Below are 13,121 nucleotides of genomic sequence, written 5' to 3' on the forward strand. Positions count from 1 at the left end.
AAGGCCCCGGAGTATATAATTGTTTTCGCGTCATTTTGCCGGGGTTTGTCTCGGCTTTTGTCTGGCGTTCGCGGCCACGGCTGCCAGCGCAGGTAAAGATCCCATCATCTATGGTTGCGAGCTGAACGCCAAGGGGCGTCTGGCTTTTGCCAAGAATCCGCTGATGATCATTGTCGATCCGGGTAGCAATATCGTTCTGGCGCTGGACTCGCTGATCCATGCCTTCACCGACGGCGCAGGTGTCCGTGCCGAAGTGGTGCGCGATACCCCCAAAGACCTGGTGCTGCGCTGGACGCTGAAGAATGTGCGCGACAACAGTGCCGCCCGGTCTAACCTGCGATATGAAGCCAAGATCGCGCGCGAGGATGGCAGTCTGCGCCTGACCATCGTGCCCGAATCCTATCCGCGCAGCTATTCCTACCGCGGCACCTGCAAGATTCTCGAAGCGAAGGCCGGCAAGCGGAAGAAGTGATTTCCGCCGCATTCCGGCGGATGTCCGGGGCGGCGCCCGTGCGGCGGGGAACAGCCGTGTGTCAGACTTGGGAGTAAGCCATGCGTAAGTTGTTCGGGGTTGCGGCGGCAGCCGTCATGTTGGTCGCCGGGGCGGCTCAGGCCGCGCCGCAGGCGCTGCTGTGTCAGCAGAAAGTGTCAAACCGCGAATGGGTGATGTCGGAAATCATTTTCATTCTGGACGATGCCCAAGGCAGCGCGCAGGTCTATGATGGCGTCATCGCGCATTTCGTGGGTAAAAAACCGATTACCGCCAAGCTGAAGGCGGATGGCAAGACCGTCACTTGGGATGTGCGGGTGCGCGGCGGCAAATCTGCCCGGACCGGCACGATCATGTATTCTGCAACCTTCAGCGCGGATCGTCGCAAGGTCACGCTTTATGGTGCGCCGCGTGGCTATGACAATTCCACCAATGTGCGCGGCACCTGCGTGGAGATGAAGGACGAACCGGGCAAGAAGCGCAAGAAGTGATCCACTGGCCCGCCCGATAAGGACAGGGTTTTTGTCGGGAACCGGGTGGTGCCCCTTGACCTTGTTCCTTCGGAGGGCCTTATTGGCCCCGACGGCAATCTTCTCGAACAGGAGTGACTCCCATGGCTTTCACGCTTCCCGATCTTCCCTATGCCCATGACGCGCTGGCCGCGCTTGGCATGTCGAAAGAGACGCTGGAATACCACCACGACCTGCACCACAAAGCTTATGTGGACAACGGCAACAAGCTGATCGCGGGCACCGAGTGGGAATCGAAATCGCTCGAAGACATCGTGAAGGGCACCTATCAGGCGGGCGCCGTGGCGCAGAACGGCATCTTCAACAATGCCTCGCAGCACTGGAACCACAACCTGTTCTGGGAAGTGATGGGCCCGGGCGAAGACAAGAAGATCCCCGGCGATCTTGAAAAGGCGCTGACCGAGGCTTTCGGTTCGGTCGCCAAGTTCAAGGAAGACTTCGCTGCCGCTGGCGCGGGCCAGTTCGGTTCGGGCTGGGCCTGGCTGGTGAAGGATGCCGATGGCGCGCTGAAGGTCACCAAGACCGAAAACGGCGTCAACCCGCTTTGCTTCGGCCAGACCGCGCTGCTGGGCTGCGACGTGTGGGAACATTCCTACTACATCGACTTCCGCAACAAGCGCCCGGCCTATCTGACCAACTTCCTTGACAAGCTGGTCAACTGGGAAGCGGTTGCCGCCAAGCTCTGATCCTTTCGGGATCATGCAGAGGCCCGTCGGGGAAACCCGGCGGGCCTTTTCTATGTCCGTATCAATGCCGGTGGGTGGCAGCGGCGCGTGCGGCCTCCTCGTAGATGCCCGACAGCAGGTTCAGCGTGCGTGCGGCCTCGGCCAGACGGGCGGCGAAACCCGGCACATTGCCGATCGCCTCGATCAGCAGGCGGCGGCGCAGCGTGCCGTAATCGTCGGTCACCTGGCGACCCAGATCCGTCACCTCATAGGTGACACCCGCACGGCCCGAACCCTGCCGCTCCACCAGCCCGGCGCCGATCAGCTTGCGCAGCGAATATTGCATGTTCGGCACATCGTCGCGGTTCATCAGCCGGGCGAGGTCTTTCAGGCTTTTGGGCCGGTCATTCATGCGGATGATGTGCAGCATGGCGTTTTCCGGCCCGGTCGCCGCCACGTCGCAGACCGAGGCGAGGCATTCGGACTGCCAGCGCCCGAATCCCTCGAAGGCGCGCATCAGGGCAAACTCCAGCTCCGTCGCATCGACCTCGGCCGCGCTGGCGGCAAGGTGCCAGCGCAGGTCCAGCCGGGCATCCGCATCATCGCTTTGAGTTTGAAGGGTTTTCTTCGCCATATCATTCTTGCCGGTCATGCCCGCAGCATGGGCCGCCAAAACCGTTGACGCAATGCGATTTTAAGATAGACTTTCAATCATAAAATAAATCCTAAACAACAGGGAACCGCTGATATGCCTCAACACCCGATGCTCTCGGGCGATCGCTTTCGCCTTGGCACTTTCTCGACCAACTGCTCGTCGGGGATGACGCCGACGAAGATTGCCGAACGCTGGGACAATTCCTGGGACAACAACCTGGAACTGGCGAAAATGCTGGATGCCGCCGGGATCGACTTCATGCTGCCGATTGCCCGCTGGATCGGTTACGGCGGCGAGACCGATTTTCACGGTGGTGTGCTGGAAACGATGACCTGGGCGGCGGGTCTGCTGGCCGCAACGAAGAACATCGCGGTCTTCGCCACCATCCACACCACCGCCAATCACCCGGTCGTGGTGGCGAAACAGATCGCCACCATCGACCAGATCGGCCATGGCCGCGCGGGGCTGAACATCGTGGCGGGCTGGAACAAGCCGGAATACGAGGCGCTGGGGCTGGACCTGCCGGACGATCACGAAACCCGCTATGGCTATGCGCAGGAATGGTTCGATCTGGTGAAGAAGCTCTGGGCCGCGGACGAGCATTTCGACTGGAACGGCAAGTATTTCAAGGCCAAGCGTGTGAAGGGCGATCCGAAGCCGCAGCGCGGTTCGGTGCCGATCCTCAATGCCGCAGGCAGCCCGCAGGGCCGCGCCTTCGCCACCGACAACGCCGATTTCCTGTTCACCCCGGCCATCGACCTTGAACGGTCGAAAGGCGAGATCGCGGATCTGAAGGCGCAGGCCGCCGGCAAGGGCCGCAAGGTCGAGGTACTGACCTTCAGCCATGTGATCTGTCGCCCGACCGAGAAAGAGGCGCAGGACTGGCTGCATTACACCGCGGTCGAGAATTGCGATACCGAGGCGGTGGACAATCTGGTGAACCTGCAATTCGCCCATGCCCACAGCTTTCCGCATGACCTGCTGGCGCAGATCAAGCACCTGTTTGCCATGGGCCACGGCGGCTTCCCGCTGGTCGGAACCCCCGATCAGGTGGCGGCAGGCATCGTGAAACTGCACGAAACGGGCTTTGCGGGCACCACCCTCAGCTTCGTCGATTACATCAAGGAATTCCCCTATTTCCGCGACGAGGTGCTGCCGCGTCTGGAAAAGGCCGGCATTCGCTGATCCTGTCCTAACCCCCGACTGGCCCGGCTGCCGCCGGGCCTTTTCTTTTTGAGTGCCGGGGTCGGATTGTCCCGAAACGCTCTAGGCAAGGGCGCGCAGGTCGCGCAGGATGGCCCCGACGCGCCTGTGGAGGGGAAGATGCTCACCATCGCCCGGCTGGAAACCTTTTCCAACGAATTCGTCTGCTTCGTGCGGGTGACCGCGCAGGATGGCTCTTTCGGCTGGGGGCAATGCGCGCCCTATAACGCCGACATTACGGCAACCATTTTCCACCGCCAGATCGCGCCCTGGGCGCTTGGCTGGCCGGTGGCCAAGGCGGCTGAACTGGGCACCCATATCCTGACGATGGAACACAAATACCCCGGCAGCTATCTGCTACGCGCGCTGGCGGGGCTGGATACGGCGCTCTGGGATCTGCGGGGGCGGGTGGCGGAACAGCCGGTCGCGGCGCTGATCGGCGGGCGGCCGGGCAGGGTGCGGCTTTATGCCAGTTCGATGCGCCGTGACATCCAGCCGGATCTGGAGGCGGAACGCCTTGCGCGCCTTTGCGGTGAACAGGGTTTTACCGCCGCGAAATGGCGCATCGGGGCGGAATGCGGCGCCGACCGCGATCAGTGGGAGGGGCGGACCGAGGTCATCATCCCCACCGTCGCCGCGCGTCTGGGGCAGGGGATCGACATGCTGGTCGATGCCAATTCCGGCTTCACCGTGCCGCGCGCCATCGAGGTCGGGCAGATGCTGCAAGACAATGGCGTCACCCATTACGAGGAACCCGTGGCCTGGTGGGACATCAAGGCCACCCGCGCCGTGACCGAAGCGCTGGAGATCGACGTGACCGGCGGCGAGCAGGATTGCGACATGGCCCAATGGCAGCGCATCGTCGCAGGCCCGGCAGTGGATGTGGTGCAACCCGATATCCTGTATCTCGGCGGGCTGACCCGCACGCTCGATGTCGCGCGGATGGCGGCCCATGCCGGGCTGCCCTGCACGCCGCATGCCGCGAACCTGTCGCTGGTGACCATCGCCACCGCGCATCTGTTGCGCGCCCTGCCCAATGCCGGAAAATACCTCGAATTCTCCATCGAGGGCGATGATTACTACCCGTGGCAGCGCGGGCTGTTCGAGGGCGATCCCTTCCGCGTCACCGAAGGTCATATCGAAGTCACCGACGCCCCCGGCTGGGGTGTCGAACCCGCTGCCGCATGGCTCGCGCAGGCGGAACACCGCGAAACCTCGACCGAGGGCTACGCCCCCTCCGCCTACAACCGCCTCTATCACGGGCAAAGCTGACCCCGATCATTTTCTGTCCATAAATATCCCGGGGGAATCGCGCGGCACGCGCGATGGGGGCTGGCCCCCAAATCCGGCCGCCATCTGCGCGAGGCTTGGCTTTTGCCGCATTTCCCGGCATCAAGCGCGCCGGACCGAAGGACAGGACCATGACGCAAAGATTCGGCTTTCAGCTTCACGCCACCGATGGCCGCGCCCGCACCGGCGTGATCTCCACCCCGCGCGGCGAGATCCGCACCCCCGCCTTCATGCCGGTCGGCACCGCCGCCACGGTGAAGGCCATGCTACCGGAATCGGTCCGCGCGACCGGGGCCGACATCCTTCTGGGCAATACCTATCACCTGATGCTGCGCCCCACTGCCGAACGCATCGCGCGTCTGGGGGGGCTGCACAAGTTCATGAACTGGGATCGCCCGATCCTGACGGATTCCGGCGGCTTTCAGGTGATGAGCCTCGCCAGCCTGCGCAAGCTGACCGAGGAAGGCGTGCGGTTTTCCAGCCATGTTGATGGCTCGAAACACATGCTTTCACCGGAACGCAGCATGGAAATCCAGCGCCTGCTCGGCTCGGACATTGTGATGTGTTTCGACGAATGCCCGGCGCTGCCCGCGACCGAGGACGAGGTCGCGAAATCCATGCGCCTCTCGATGCGGTGGGCGCAGCGGTCGCGCGATGCCTTTGGCGACCGGCCGGGCCATGCGCTGTTCGGCATCATGCAGGGCGGCGTGACGCCCGAGCTGCGCGAGGAAAGCGCCGAGGCGCTGAAAGCCATCGGCTTTGACGGCTACGCCGTCGGCGGCCTTGCCGTGGGCGAGGGGCAGGAGGCGATGTTCGGCGTTCTGGACTATGCGCCGGGCTATCTGCCCGAAGACAAGCCGCGCTATCTGATGGGCGTGGGCAAGCCTGATGACATCGTGGGGGCGGTGGAACGCGGCATCGACATGATGGATTGCGTGCTGCCATCCCGCTCGGGCCGCACGGGTCAGGCCTGGACCCGGCGCGGGCAGGTCAATATCAAGAATGCCCGCCATCAGGATGATCCGCGCCCGCTGGACGAAAACTGCACCTGCCCGGCCTGCCGCAGCTACAGCCGGGCCTATCTGCACCATGTTTTCCGGGCCGGTGAGATGATTTCCGGCATGCTGCTGACCTGGCACAACCTGCATTACTATCAGGAACTGATGCAGGGGTTGCGCGACGCCATCGCCGAAGGCCGACTGGCGGCTTTCGTCGCGGATTTCCATGCGCAGCGCGGGGCGGGCGACATCGAGCCGCTCTGATCGGCTTATCCGATCAGGAACTGCTGGTGATTCAGCGTCAGTCCGGCCCCAAGATCGGCGAGCAGCCATGCTGCCTCGCCGCCCTTGCCATCAATGTCGAACAGCAAGGCCCCGGTCTTGCTGTTGTAGATCAGGTGGTCGTTTGAATCGCGGGCCGAAGCGCCGATGTGCAATTCCCCTGCCGTGATGCTGTTCCCCAGCGCGGCGAAGGCACTTGCATTGTCCAGCATGATCCGGTCCTGCGTGCCGAAGTCGGTCAGCCGGTCCTCGTCGCCAGGGGCAGGGCGACCGGAAAAGACGAAGGTGTCGCGCCCCGCACCGCCGGTCAGCACGTCCTTGCCCGATCCGCCTTCCAGTGTGTCATTTCCGTTCCCGCCGAGGATCGTATCATCCCCGCTGCTGCCAGACAGATGGTTCGCGGTCTTCGACCCGATGATCTTCGCGCTTTCGGTGCCGTAATACAGGCTCACCGATTCGATCCCTTTCACCGAGACCACCAGCCCGTCATCGGTGGTCAGGCGACCGCGTGACAGGTCGATCACGGCGCTGGTCCAGTCGCTGAACAGATCGCCCGCCGCCAGCATGTCGTGACCGGAGCCGCCGTCGATCGTATCTGCGCCGTTCACGAATTCCAGCGTGTCATTGCCGGTGCCGCCCTGCATCAGGTCGTCGCCATCGTCGTCGCGGATCAGATCGCCCCCGGCGCCGCCGATCAGCGTGTCATTGCCGCTTCCTGCGTCCAGCGTGTCATTGCCGCCGCGCCCGTCGAGGCTGTCATTGCCGGACGAACTGTCGAAATACTCGGCTTTGTTGCTACCCAGCAGGGTGTCATCGCCATAGCTGGTCGAGATTTCCTCGACCCCGGAGACTTGCAGGACGGTGCGATACACCTGATCCAGTTCGGCGTTGTAAAGATCGCCCTTGCCGCTTTCCAGATCCAGACGCAGCGAATACCGAATGCCCTGAGGGTGGTTCTGGTAGTCGCTGTAATCGGTGTGGACTTCGTTGTAATACAGGTCATCGGTGCCCGAACCGCCCTTGACCACGCTGCGCCCGGTGCCAGAGACGAAGAAATGGTCGTCGCCGGAGCCGCCGTAAAGGCTGTCATTGCCGTCGTCATAGCCTCCGGTCAGGAAATCGTTCCCCGCGCGTCCGTCCAGAATATCGTTGCCATCACCGCCATTGAACTTGTCGTCGCCCGCTCCGCCGCGGATCGTGTCACGCCCGTCAGACCCCTCCCAATCCTCGATAGAGAAATAGACATCGCCCTTGGCGCCACCGCCGAAGGTGCCGGTCTTCAGGTCGACGAGAATGGCCATCGCTTCGCCCTCGAAGCTGACGGTATCGTTGCCTGTGCCACCCTTGATGGTATCGGCGCCGGTGCCGCCGCGCAGGTGATCGTCACCCGCGCCGCCAAGGACAAGATCGTTGCCCGAGCCACCATAAAGGTAGTCGCGCCCGTCGCCGCCCGTCAGCCGGTCGTTGCCACCAAGACCCGAAAATATCCCGCCGGAATTCGCGGTCTTCAGCGTGTCGCCGAAATTCGATCCCTCCAGCACATAGACCGAGGTCAGCACATCGCCCGAGGCATGGCCACCGCTGGCCGTGCCCTTTTCCAGATCGATCTTCACACCCGCGCCGGAACTGGCATAGGTCACCGTCATCAGGCTGCCCGCGATGCCGGTGATCGTATCGGCGCCGGTGCCGCCTTCGGCACGGCCGGTGAAGCCGGAAAGCGTCAGCCTGTCATCGCCCTTGCCGCCGAAGATATTGGCGTAATTGCCTCCGGCGACCACCACGTCATCGCCATCGCCGCCGTAAAGCGAATCATAGTTGTCGCCATAGACCCAGCCGTTGCCATCCAGCGTGTCATTGCCGCTGCCGCCATAGATCGTGTCGCCCCGGCCAGAGCCGACGAGGCTGTCATTGCCGCCAAGGCCCGAGATCACGTCGCCCTCGGCGTCGCGCAGATCCTCAAGACTGCCGGCAAAGCCGACGATCTTGTCGGTATCAGGATCAAGAATATCCTTGCCGGATGTGCCTGTGAAGCTGGTCATGGCGGGCCTCATGCAATGCGATCTGGGGAACGGCAGGCCGGAAATGCGTGGTTCGGGCAGAATGTGATGCGGCATCCTGCCAGCCCCCGCGATTCCCTGCAACTGCCGCGCCGGGGCGAAGGCCGGCCGATCCGTCCGCCGATCCGTCCAATGTTACCCGAGCCGTGGTTGACAGTTCCATGACAGCCCCCCAGATATGGAGGCCAGAGGGGGAAGCCGGGCTGCCGATGGTCGGGGCCGGGGTCTTCCTGCCAGAGGAAGGAAACGCGCATGAGCGATATTCACACGCAAAGCTTCCCGGTCCTGCCGCTGCGCGACATCGTGGTGTTCCCGCATATGATCGTGCCGCTGTTCGTCGGACGGGACAAGTCGGTGCGTGCGCTGGAAGAGGTGATGGCAGAGGATCGCCAGATCCTGCTGTCCAGCCAGATGGACCCGACGATTGACGACCCCAGCGCGGAAGGCATTTACCGCACCGGCGTGCTGGCCAATGTGCTGCAACTGCTCAAGCTGCCCGATGGCACCGTGAAGGTGCTGGTTGAGGGCAAGACGCGGGTGCGCATCACCGAATTCCTGACGAACGACTCGTTCTTCGAGGCCCGCATCGCGCCGCTGGAGGAGACCCCCGGCGACATCGACGTGGTTGAGGCGCTGCTGCGCGCCGTGGCCGAGGAATTTGAACGCTACGCCAAGATCAAGAAGAACATCCCCGAAGAGGCGCTAGCCGCCGTTTCGGATACCCGCGAACCCGCGCGTCTGGCTGACCTTGTCGCCGGGCATCTGGGTGTTCCTGTTGCACAGAAGCAGGAGCTTCTGGAAACGCTCGACGTGGGCGAGCGGATGGAGAAGGTCTATGGCCACATGCAGGGCGAAATGTCGGTCCTGCAAGTGGAGAAGAAGATCAAGTCCCGCGTGAAGAGCCAGATGGAGCGCACGCAGCGCGAATACTATCTGAATGAGCAGATGAAGGCCATTCAGAAGGAGCTGGGTGATGGTGAGGATGGCCAGAACGAGCTGAACGAGCTGGAAGAGCGTGTCCGCAAGACCGAGCTGTCGAAAGAGGCGCGCGAAAAGGCCGAGGGCGAGCTGAAAAAGCTCAAGTCCATGAGCCCGATGAGCGCCGAGGCGACGGTGGTGCGTAACTACCTCGACTGGCTTCTGGGCGTGCCGTGGGGCGTGAAGTCCCGCGTCAAGAAAGACCTGAACGCCGCGCAAAAGGTGCTGGACGCCGATCACTACGGGCTTGAGAAGGTCAAGGAACGCATCGTCGAATATCTGGCGGTGCAGGCGCGGTCGGCCAAGCTGAAAGGCCCGATCCTGTGCCTCGTCGGCCCGCCCGGTGTCGGCAAGACCTCGCTGGGTCGGTCGGTCGCCAAGGCCACGGGGCGCGAATTCATCCGCATCTCGCTGGGCGGGGTGCGCGACGAATCCGAGATCCGCGGCCATCGGCGCACCTATATCGGCTCCATGCCCGGCAAGATCATCCAGGCGCTGAAAAAGGCCAAGACGACCAACCCGCTGATCCTGCTCGATGAAATCGACAAGATGGGGCAGGATTTCAGGGGCGACCCGGCGTCGGCCATGCTGGAGGTGCTGGACCCGGAACAGAACGCGACTTTCGTCGATCACTATATGGAGGTCGAATATGACCTCTCGAACGTGATGTTCCTGACCACGGCCAACAGCTACAATATGCCCGGCCCGCTGCTGGACCGGATGGAGATCATTTCTCTGGCCGGCTACACCGAGGATGAAAAGCGCGAGATCGCGCGTCAGCATCTGCTGCCCAAGCAGGTAGAGGCGAACGGTCTGAAGAAGGGCGAGTTCAGCATCACCGACGATGCGCTGAACGACGTGATCCGCTATTACACCCGCGAGGCCGGGGTGCGGAACCTTGAGCGCGAGATCGCGAAACTTGCCCGCAAGGCGGTGACCGACATCCTCAAGAAGAAGGCGAAAGCCGTCGAGGTGACGCCCGAGAAGGTGGGCGAATATCTGGGCGTGCAGCGTTTCCGCTATGGTCTGGCCGAGAAGGAAGACCAGGTCGGCGTTGTGACGGGTCTGGCCTGGACCAGCGTGGGCGGCGATCTCTTGCAGATCGAGGCGCTGAAGCTGCCGGGCAAGGGCCGGATGAAGACGACCGGGAAACTGGGCGATGTGATGAAGGAATCGATCGAGGCGGCTTCCAGCTATGTCCGTTCGATCAGCCCGGACATCGGGGTGAAACCGCCGAAGTTCGAATCGCTCGACATCCACGTCCACGTTCCCGACGGGGCCACGCCCAAGGACGGGCCTTCGGCCGGTCTTGCGATGGTGACGGCGATCGTGTCGGTGCTGACTGGCATCCCGGTCCGCAAGGACATCGCCATGACCGGCGAGGTGACGCTGCGCGGCAACGCAAGCGCCATCGGCGGGCTGAAGGAGAAGCTGCTGGCGGCGCTCAGGGGCGGCATCAAGACCGTTCTGATCCCCGAGGAGAACGAGAAGGATCTGGCCGAGATTCCCGACAATGTGAAGGAAGGGCTGACGATCATTCCCGTGACCCATGTGCGCGAGGTGCTGGCCCGCGCGCTGGTGCGCACGCCCGAGCCGGTGGAATGGGACGAGGCGGCCGAGGAGGCCGCCGCCGCCGCAGCGGCCGCCAAGGCTGGGCCGCAGACCGGGCAGGTTGCCCACTGACGAAAATTGCCTGACAGGGCAGGGGGCGCGGGAAACCGCGCCCTTTTTTCATGCAAGGCTGTTTCGTTTTGACGAACGGTTCCTGCCGTCTGTTTCCACAAGGGAAATTCTGGCTTATGGTCGCCGGAGAAGTCGAGTCCATGGGGATGATATGGCCACGAAACCCTCCGATGCCGCGAAGACGGCACCCAAACGCACCAAGACCCGCAGCGCCACGGCGGCTCGCAAGCCTGCTGGCGCCGCGAAGGCCAAAGCGGCCCCGCGGGCGTTGGCCGAAGCCACCGGAACCGAGGCGGCGACCACCACCGCACCTGTCGCCAAAGCGGCGGGCGAGGCGCTGAAGATGAAGCAACTGGTGACCCAGGTCGCCGCTGCAACCGGCGCCAAGAAACCCGTGGTGAAAAGCGTGGCCGAGGCCGTTCTGGCGCTGATGGGCGATGCGCTGTCGAAAGGTCAGGATCTGAATCTGCCACCGCTGGGCAAGGCCAAGGTCGGCCGCCAGAAGGGCACCGCGGGCGATGAACTGATTGTCGTGAAACTGAAGCGCGGGGGCGGCAAGCCAGCAGGCAAAAAAGATGTGACAGAGGGGGTTGCGGAGGCCGAAGACTGAGGCTAAACACCCGCTTATCGGGCGATTAGCTCAGCGGTAGAGCGCTTCGTTCACATCGAAGATGTCAGCGGTTCAAATCCGTTATCGCCCACCATCAATAGCTTGAAAAGCCTCGGAAAATTCCGGGGCTTTTCTGCTTTTGCGAAGTGCCCCTGAGTTCACTGAACCTACTTTCGACCAAACCGTTTTTCCCTGATGCCTTCTGACATCAATTTTTCTGCGCTAGAAACCTGAGTAAGTTGGTCTAGCAGGTATCCTGCATGGACGCGCATGGCACCGTCGATGATCTTGCGTTCTGCATAGTGTTCATCCGTTTCCATGCTCAATGGATCTACCCAATCACGATACTCCAAGAGCGCAACGTCAGCATTCGCGTAATGCGCTAGGTGGCCTTCGGCGTGAAATGGCGATCCGGTGGCCGCTTCATAATCTCGTGTGGCTTTGGCGTAGTCTGCTATCTGGTCCAAAATCAGATGCGGCTTGCCCGCGCCAGCCGCGATCCTCAGAACATTGGCTGTAAGCCTCCGCCATGCCATCTTGATCTCAACTTCGGCAGCGTGCCGTTTGATCTCAGCCTCGCTATTTTCGGAAACGACTTGCATCATTTGACTACCCTCAATTGTGTGAAATCCAGCACTTCCGCAGCATCGGCCAGATGATCCGGGGCAAACCGGCCATAGGTCGAATAGGTAATGGTCGTGTTGCTGTGGCCCAGATACTGCGCGACCTGGGTGATCGGGATACCGTTCGAAACCATGGCGACGGCGGCCGAATGCCGGATGGTGTGTAGCGTGACATCTTCAAGGCCGGCGCGCTTCACTGCTGCCTCGAATCCCTTGCGGATACTCGCGACCGGCTTGCCGCCCCATTCGACAACATGATCTGACAGGGCTGCATCCCGCGCGGTCTGAAGCGCCGCCAGCAGGCCCCGGTTGATCGGGACGATGGCGCGGCCTTTCCGCGTCCGGGCATCATCCAGCCGCAGGTTGATCACCCCGCGTTCCATATCGACGCGATCCCATGTCAATTGTAGCACGGCCGAAACCCGCCCTGCCGTTGCGAACAGCAGGTGGATGGCCAGCGCAATATGCGGGGCTTCGGCGTGGTCGATCAGCCGCGCCACTTCGTCTTTCCTGATGAACCGTTCTTTCGGTGTCGGCTTGGCTGGCCGTTCGATATGCGGCGCGGCCTCGATCATCCGGTTTCGCTCTGCCCATGTCATCGTGCTACGCAGATGCCCCAGTTCAGTATGCACTGCGCCTTGCGAAATACCTGCCGCCATACGGGCGCGGGCATAGGTGCGGCAAAGCTCGGTTGTGATCTGGTCCGGGCGGTAATGGCCGAAGTGAGTGAGAACCGCTTTTCCGGTGTAGCCCATGGTCTTGGCGGTGGGCTTGTCGCCCAGATCGCGCCGGTATTCATCCCAAAGCTCTGCCACCGTTGCCCCGGTTTGCGCCTGGGCGAAGTGCTTCAACCGATAGACGTCAATGGCCTCGGCTTCCGCTTCCGCTCGGGTGCGTGCCTTAAGCTGATGCCGGGATCTCTTGCCATCGGCGCCGGTCCAGAAGACACAGTATCCGCCTCTGAGCCTGCCGATGCTGATGTCTGGCACTGTTCGATCTCCTCAACAACGCGGGCCGGGATGCGGTAAAGTTTGCCGAACCGGAAATGCTCCAGCTC

12 protein-coding genes and 1 tRNA gene are annotated in these 13,121 nt (G+C 62.5%); 9 read left to right on the plus strand and 4 right to left on the minus strand.

The window, feature by feature from the left end; translation table 11 throughout:
- Positions 1 to 19 precede the first annotated feature (19 nt).
- The 3 genes from D2N39_RS12450 (at position 20) to D2N39_RS12460 (ending at position 1,706) form a co-directional block, all read left to right on the plus strand.
- A complete protein-coding gene (locus tag D2N39_RS12450; RefSeq protein WP_119135113.1) occupies positions 20 to 472 on the plus strand; it encodes a hypothetical protein in 453 nt (150 codons plus the stop codon).
- A gap of 80 nt (positions 473 to 552) precedes the next feature.
- Entirely contained in the window at positions 553 to 981 is a 429-nt protein-coding gene (locus D2N39_RS12455; protein WP_119135114.1) for a hypothetical protein, read from the plus strand.
- A gap of 122 nt (positions 982 to 1,103) precedes the next feature.
- Positions 1,104 to 1,706: a superoxide dismutase gene (locus D2N39_RS12460; RefSeq protein ID WP_119135115.1), complete on the plus strand. Its 603-nt coding sequence runs from the start codon at positions 1,104 to 1,106 to the stop codon at positions 1,704 to 1,706.
- Positions 1,707 to 1,767: 61 nt separating this feature from the next.
- Here the strand turns inward: D2N39_RS12460 and D2N39_RS12465 are convergent, their stop codons facing one another.
- Positions 1,768 to 2,337: a winged helix DNA-binding protein gene (locus D2N39_RS12465; RefSeq protein WP_233557130.1), complete on the minus strand. Its 570-nt coding sequence runs from the start codon at positions 2,335 to 2,337 to the stop codon at positions 1,768 to 1,770.
- A gap of 96 nt (positions 2,338 to 2,433) precedes the next feature.
- On the opposite strand from D2N39_RS12465, the gene D2N39_RS12470 reads away from it, so the two are divergent.
- The 3 genes from D2N39_RS12470 (at position 2,434) to tgt (ending at position 6,095) form a co-directional block, all read left to right on the plus strand.
- Positions 2,434 to 3,525 (plus strand): LLM class flavin-dependent oxidoreductase, encoded by a 1,092-nt coding sequence (locus D2N39_RS12470; protein WP_119135117.1) that lies wholly within the window; start codon positions 2,434 to 2,436, stop codon positions 3,523 to 3,525.
- A gap of 138 nt (positions 3,526 to 3,663) precedes the next feature.
- A complete protein-coding gene (locus tag D2N39_RS12475; protein WP_119135118.1) occupies positions 3,664 to 4,815 on the plus strand; it encodes a mandelate racemase/muconate lactonizing enzyme family protein in 1,152 nt (383 codons plus the stop codon).
- 149 nt (positions 4,816 to 4,964) lie between these two features.
- Positions 4,965 to 6,095 carry a tRNA guanosine(34) transglycosylase Tgt gene (gene tgt / locus D2N39_RS12480; RefSeq protein ID WP_119135119.1) on the plus strand — a complete coding sequence of 377 codons (1,131 nt, stop codon included), beginning with the start codon at positions 4,965 to 4,967 and terminating at the stop codon, positions 6,093 to 6,095.
- Positions 6,096 to 6,100: 5 nt separating this feature from the next.
- Here the strand turns inward: tgt and D2N39_RS12485 are convergent, their stop codons facing one another.
- Positions 6,101 to 8,152: a calcium-binding protein gene (locus tag D2N39_RS12485; RefSeq protein ID WP_158589818.1), complete on the minus strand. Its 2,052-nt coding sequence runs from the start codon at positions 8,150 to 8,152 to the stop codon at positions 6,101 to 6,103.
- A 270-nt stretch (positions 8,153 to 8,422) separates the two neighbouring features.
- Between D2N39_RS12485 and lon the strand changes: the two genes are divergently transcribed.
- From lon to D2N39_RS12500, 3 genes are all read left to right on the plus strand, one after another.
- Positions 8,423 to 10,831, plus strand: a complete 2,409-nt coding sequence (gene lon / locus D2N39_RS12490) for an endopeptidase La (RefSeq protein WP_119135121.1) — start codon at positions 8,423 to 8,425, stop codon at positions 10,829 to 10,831.
- 151 nt (positions 10,832 to 10,982) lie between these two features.
- Positions 10,983 to 11,441, plus strand: coding sequence for an HU family DNA-binding protein (locus D2N39_RS12495; RefSeq protein ID WP_119135122.1), 459 nt, complete (start codon positions 10,983 to 10,985; stop codon positions 11,439 to 11,441).
- Between the two features lie 19 nt (positions 11,442 to 11,460).
- Positions 11,461 to 11,535: transfer RNA gene (locus D2N39_RS12500), tRNA-Val, on the plus strand.
- Between the two features lie 73 nt (positions 11,536 to 11,608).
- Here the strand turns inward: D2N39_RS12500 and D2N39_RS12505 are convergent.
- Both D2N39_RS12505 and D2N39_RS12510 read right to left on the minus strand, forming a co-directional pair.
- Entirely contained in the window at positions 11,609 to 12,046 is a 438-nt protein-coding gene (locus tag D2N39_RS12505) for a hypothetical protein (RefSeq protein ID WP_119135123.1), read from the minus strand.
- Entirely contained in the window at positions 12,043 to 13,053 is a 1,011-nt protein-coding gene (locus D2N39_RS12510) for a tyrosine-type recombinase/integrase (RefSeq protein ID WP_119135124.1), read from the minus strand. The genes D2N39_RS12505 and D2N39_RS12510 overlap by 4 nt, the downstream gene beginning before the upstream one ends.
- Positions 13,054 to 13,121: the final 68 nt, after the last annotated feature.

This window comes from Gemmobacter lutimaris, from assembly GCF_003570715.1.
Taxonomy (GTDB): domain Bacteria; phylum Pseudomonadota; class Alphaproteobacteria; order Rhodobacterales; family Rhodobacteraceae; genus Gemmobacter; species Gemmobacter lutimaris.

Coding starts and splice junctions, on each gene's coding strand:
- D2N39_RS12455 (WP_119135114.1), top strand. CDS start 553: ATGCGTAAGTTGTTCGGGGTTGCGGCGGCAGCCGTCATGTTGGTCGCC.
- D2N39_RS12460 (WP_119135115.1), top strand. CDS start 1,104: ATGGCTTTCACGCTTCCCGATCTTCCCTATGCCCATGACGCGCTGGCC.
- D2N39_RS12465 (WP_233557130.1), bottom strand. CDS start 2,337: ATGACCGGCAAGAATGATATGGCGAAGAAAACCCTTCAAACTCAAAGC.
- D2N39_RS12470 (WP_119135117.1), top strand. CDS start 2,434: ATGCCTCAACACCCGATGCTCTCGGGCGATCGCTTTCGCCTTGGCACT.
- D2N39_RS12475 (WP_119135118.1), top strand. CDS start 3,664: ATGCTCACCATCGCCCGGCTGGAAACCTTTTCCAACGAATTCGTCTGC.
- tgt (WP_119135119.1), top strand. CDS start 4,965: ATGACGCAAAGATTCGGCTTTCAGCTTCACGCCACCGATGGCCGCGCC.
- D2N39_RS12485 (WP_158589818.1), bottom strand. CDS start 8,152: ATGACCAGCTTCACAGGCACATCCGGCAAGGATATTCTTGATCCTGAT.
- lon (WP_119135121.1), top strand. CDS start 8,423: ATGAGCGATATTCACACGCAAAGCTTCCCGGTCCTGCCGCTGCGCGAC.
- D2N39_RS12495 (WP_119135122.1), top strand. CDS start 10,983: ATGGCCACGAAACCCTCCGATGCCGCGAAGACGGCACCCAAACGCACC.
- D2N39_RS12505 (WP_119135123.1), bottom strand. CDS start 12,046: ATGATGCAAGTCGTTTCCGAAAATAGCGAGGCTGAGATCAAACGGCAC.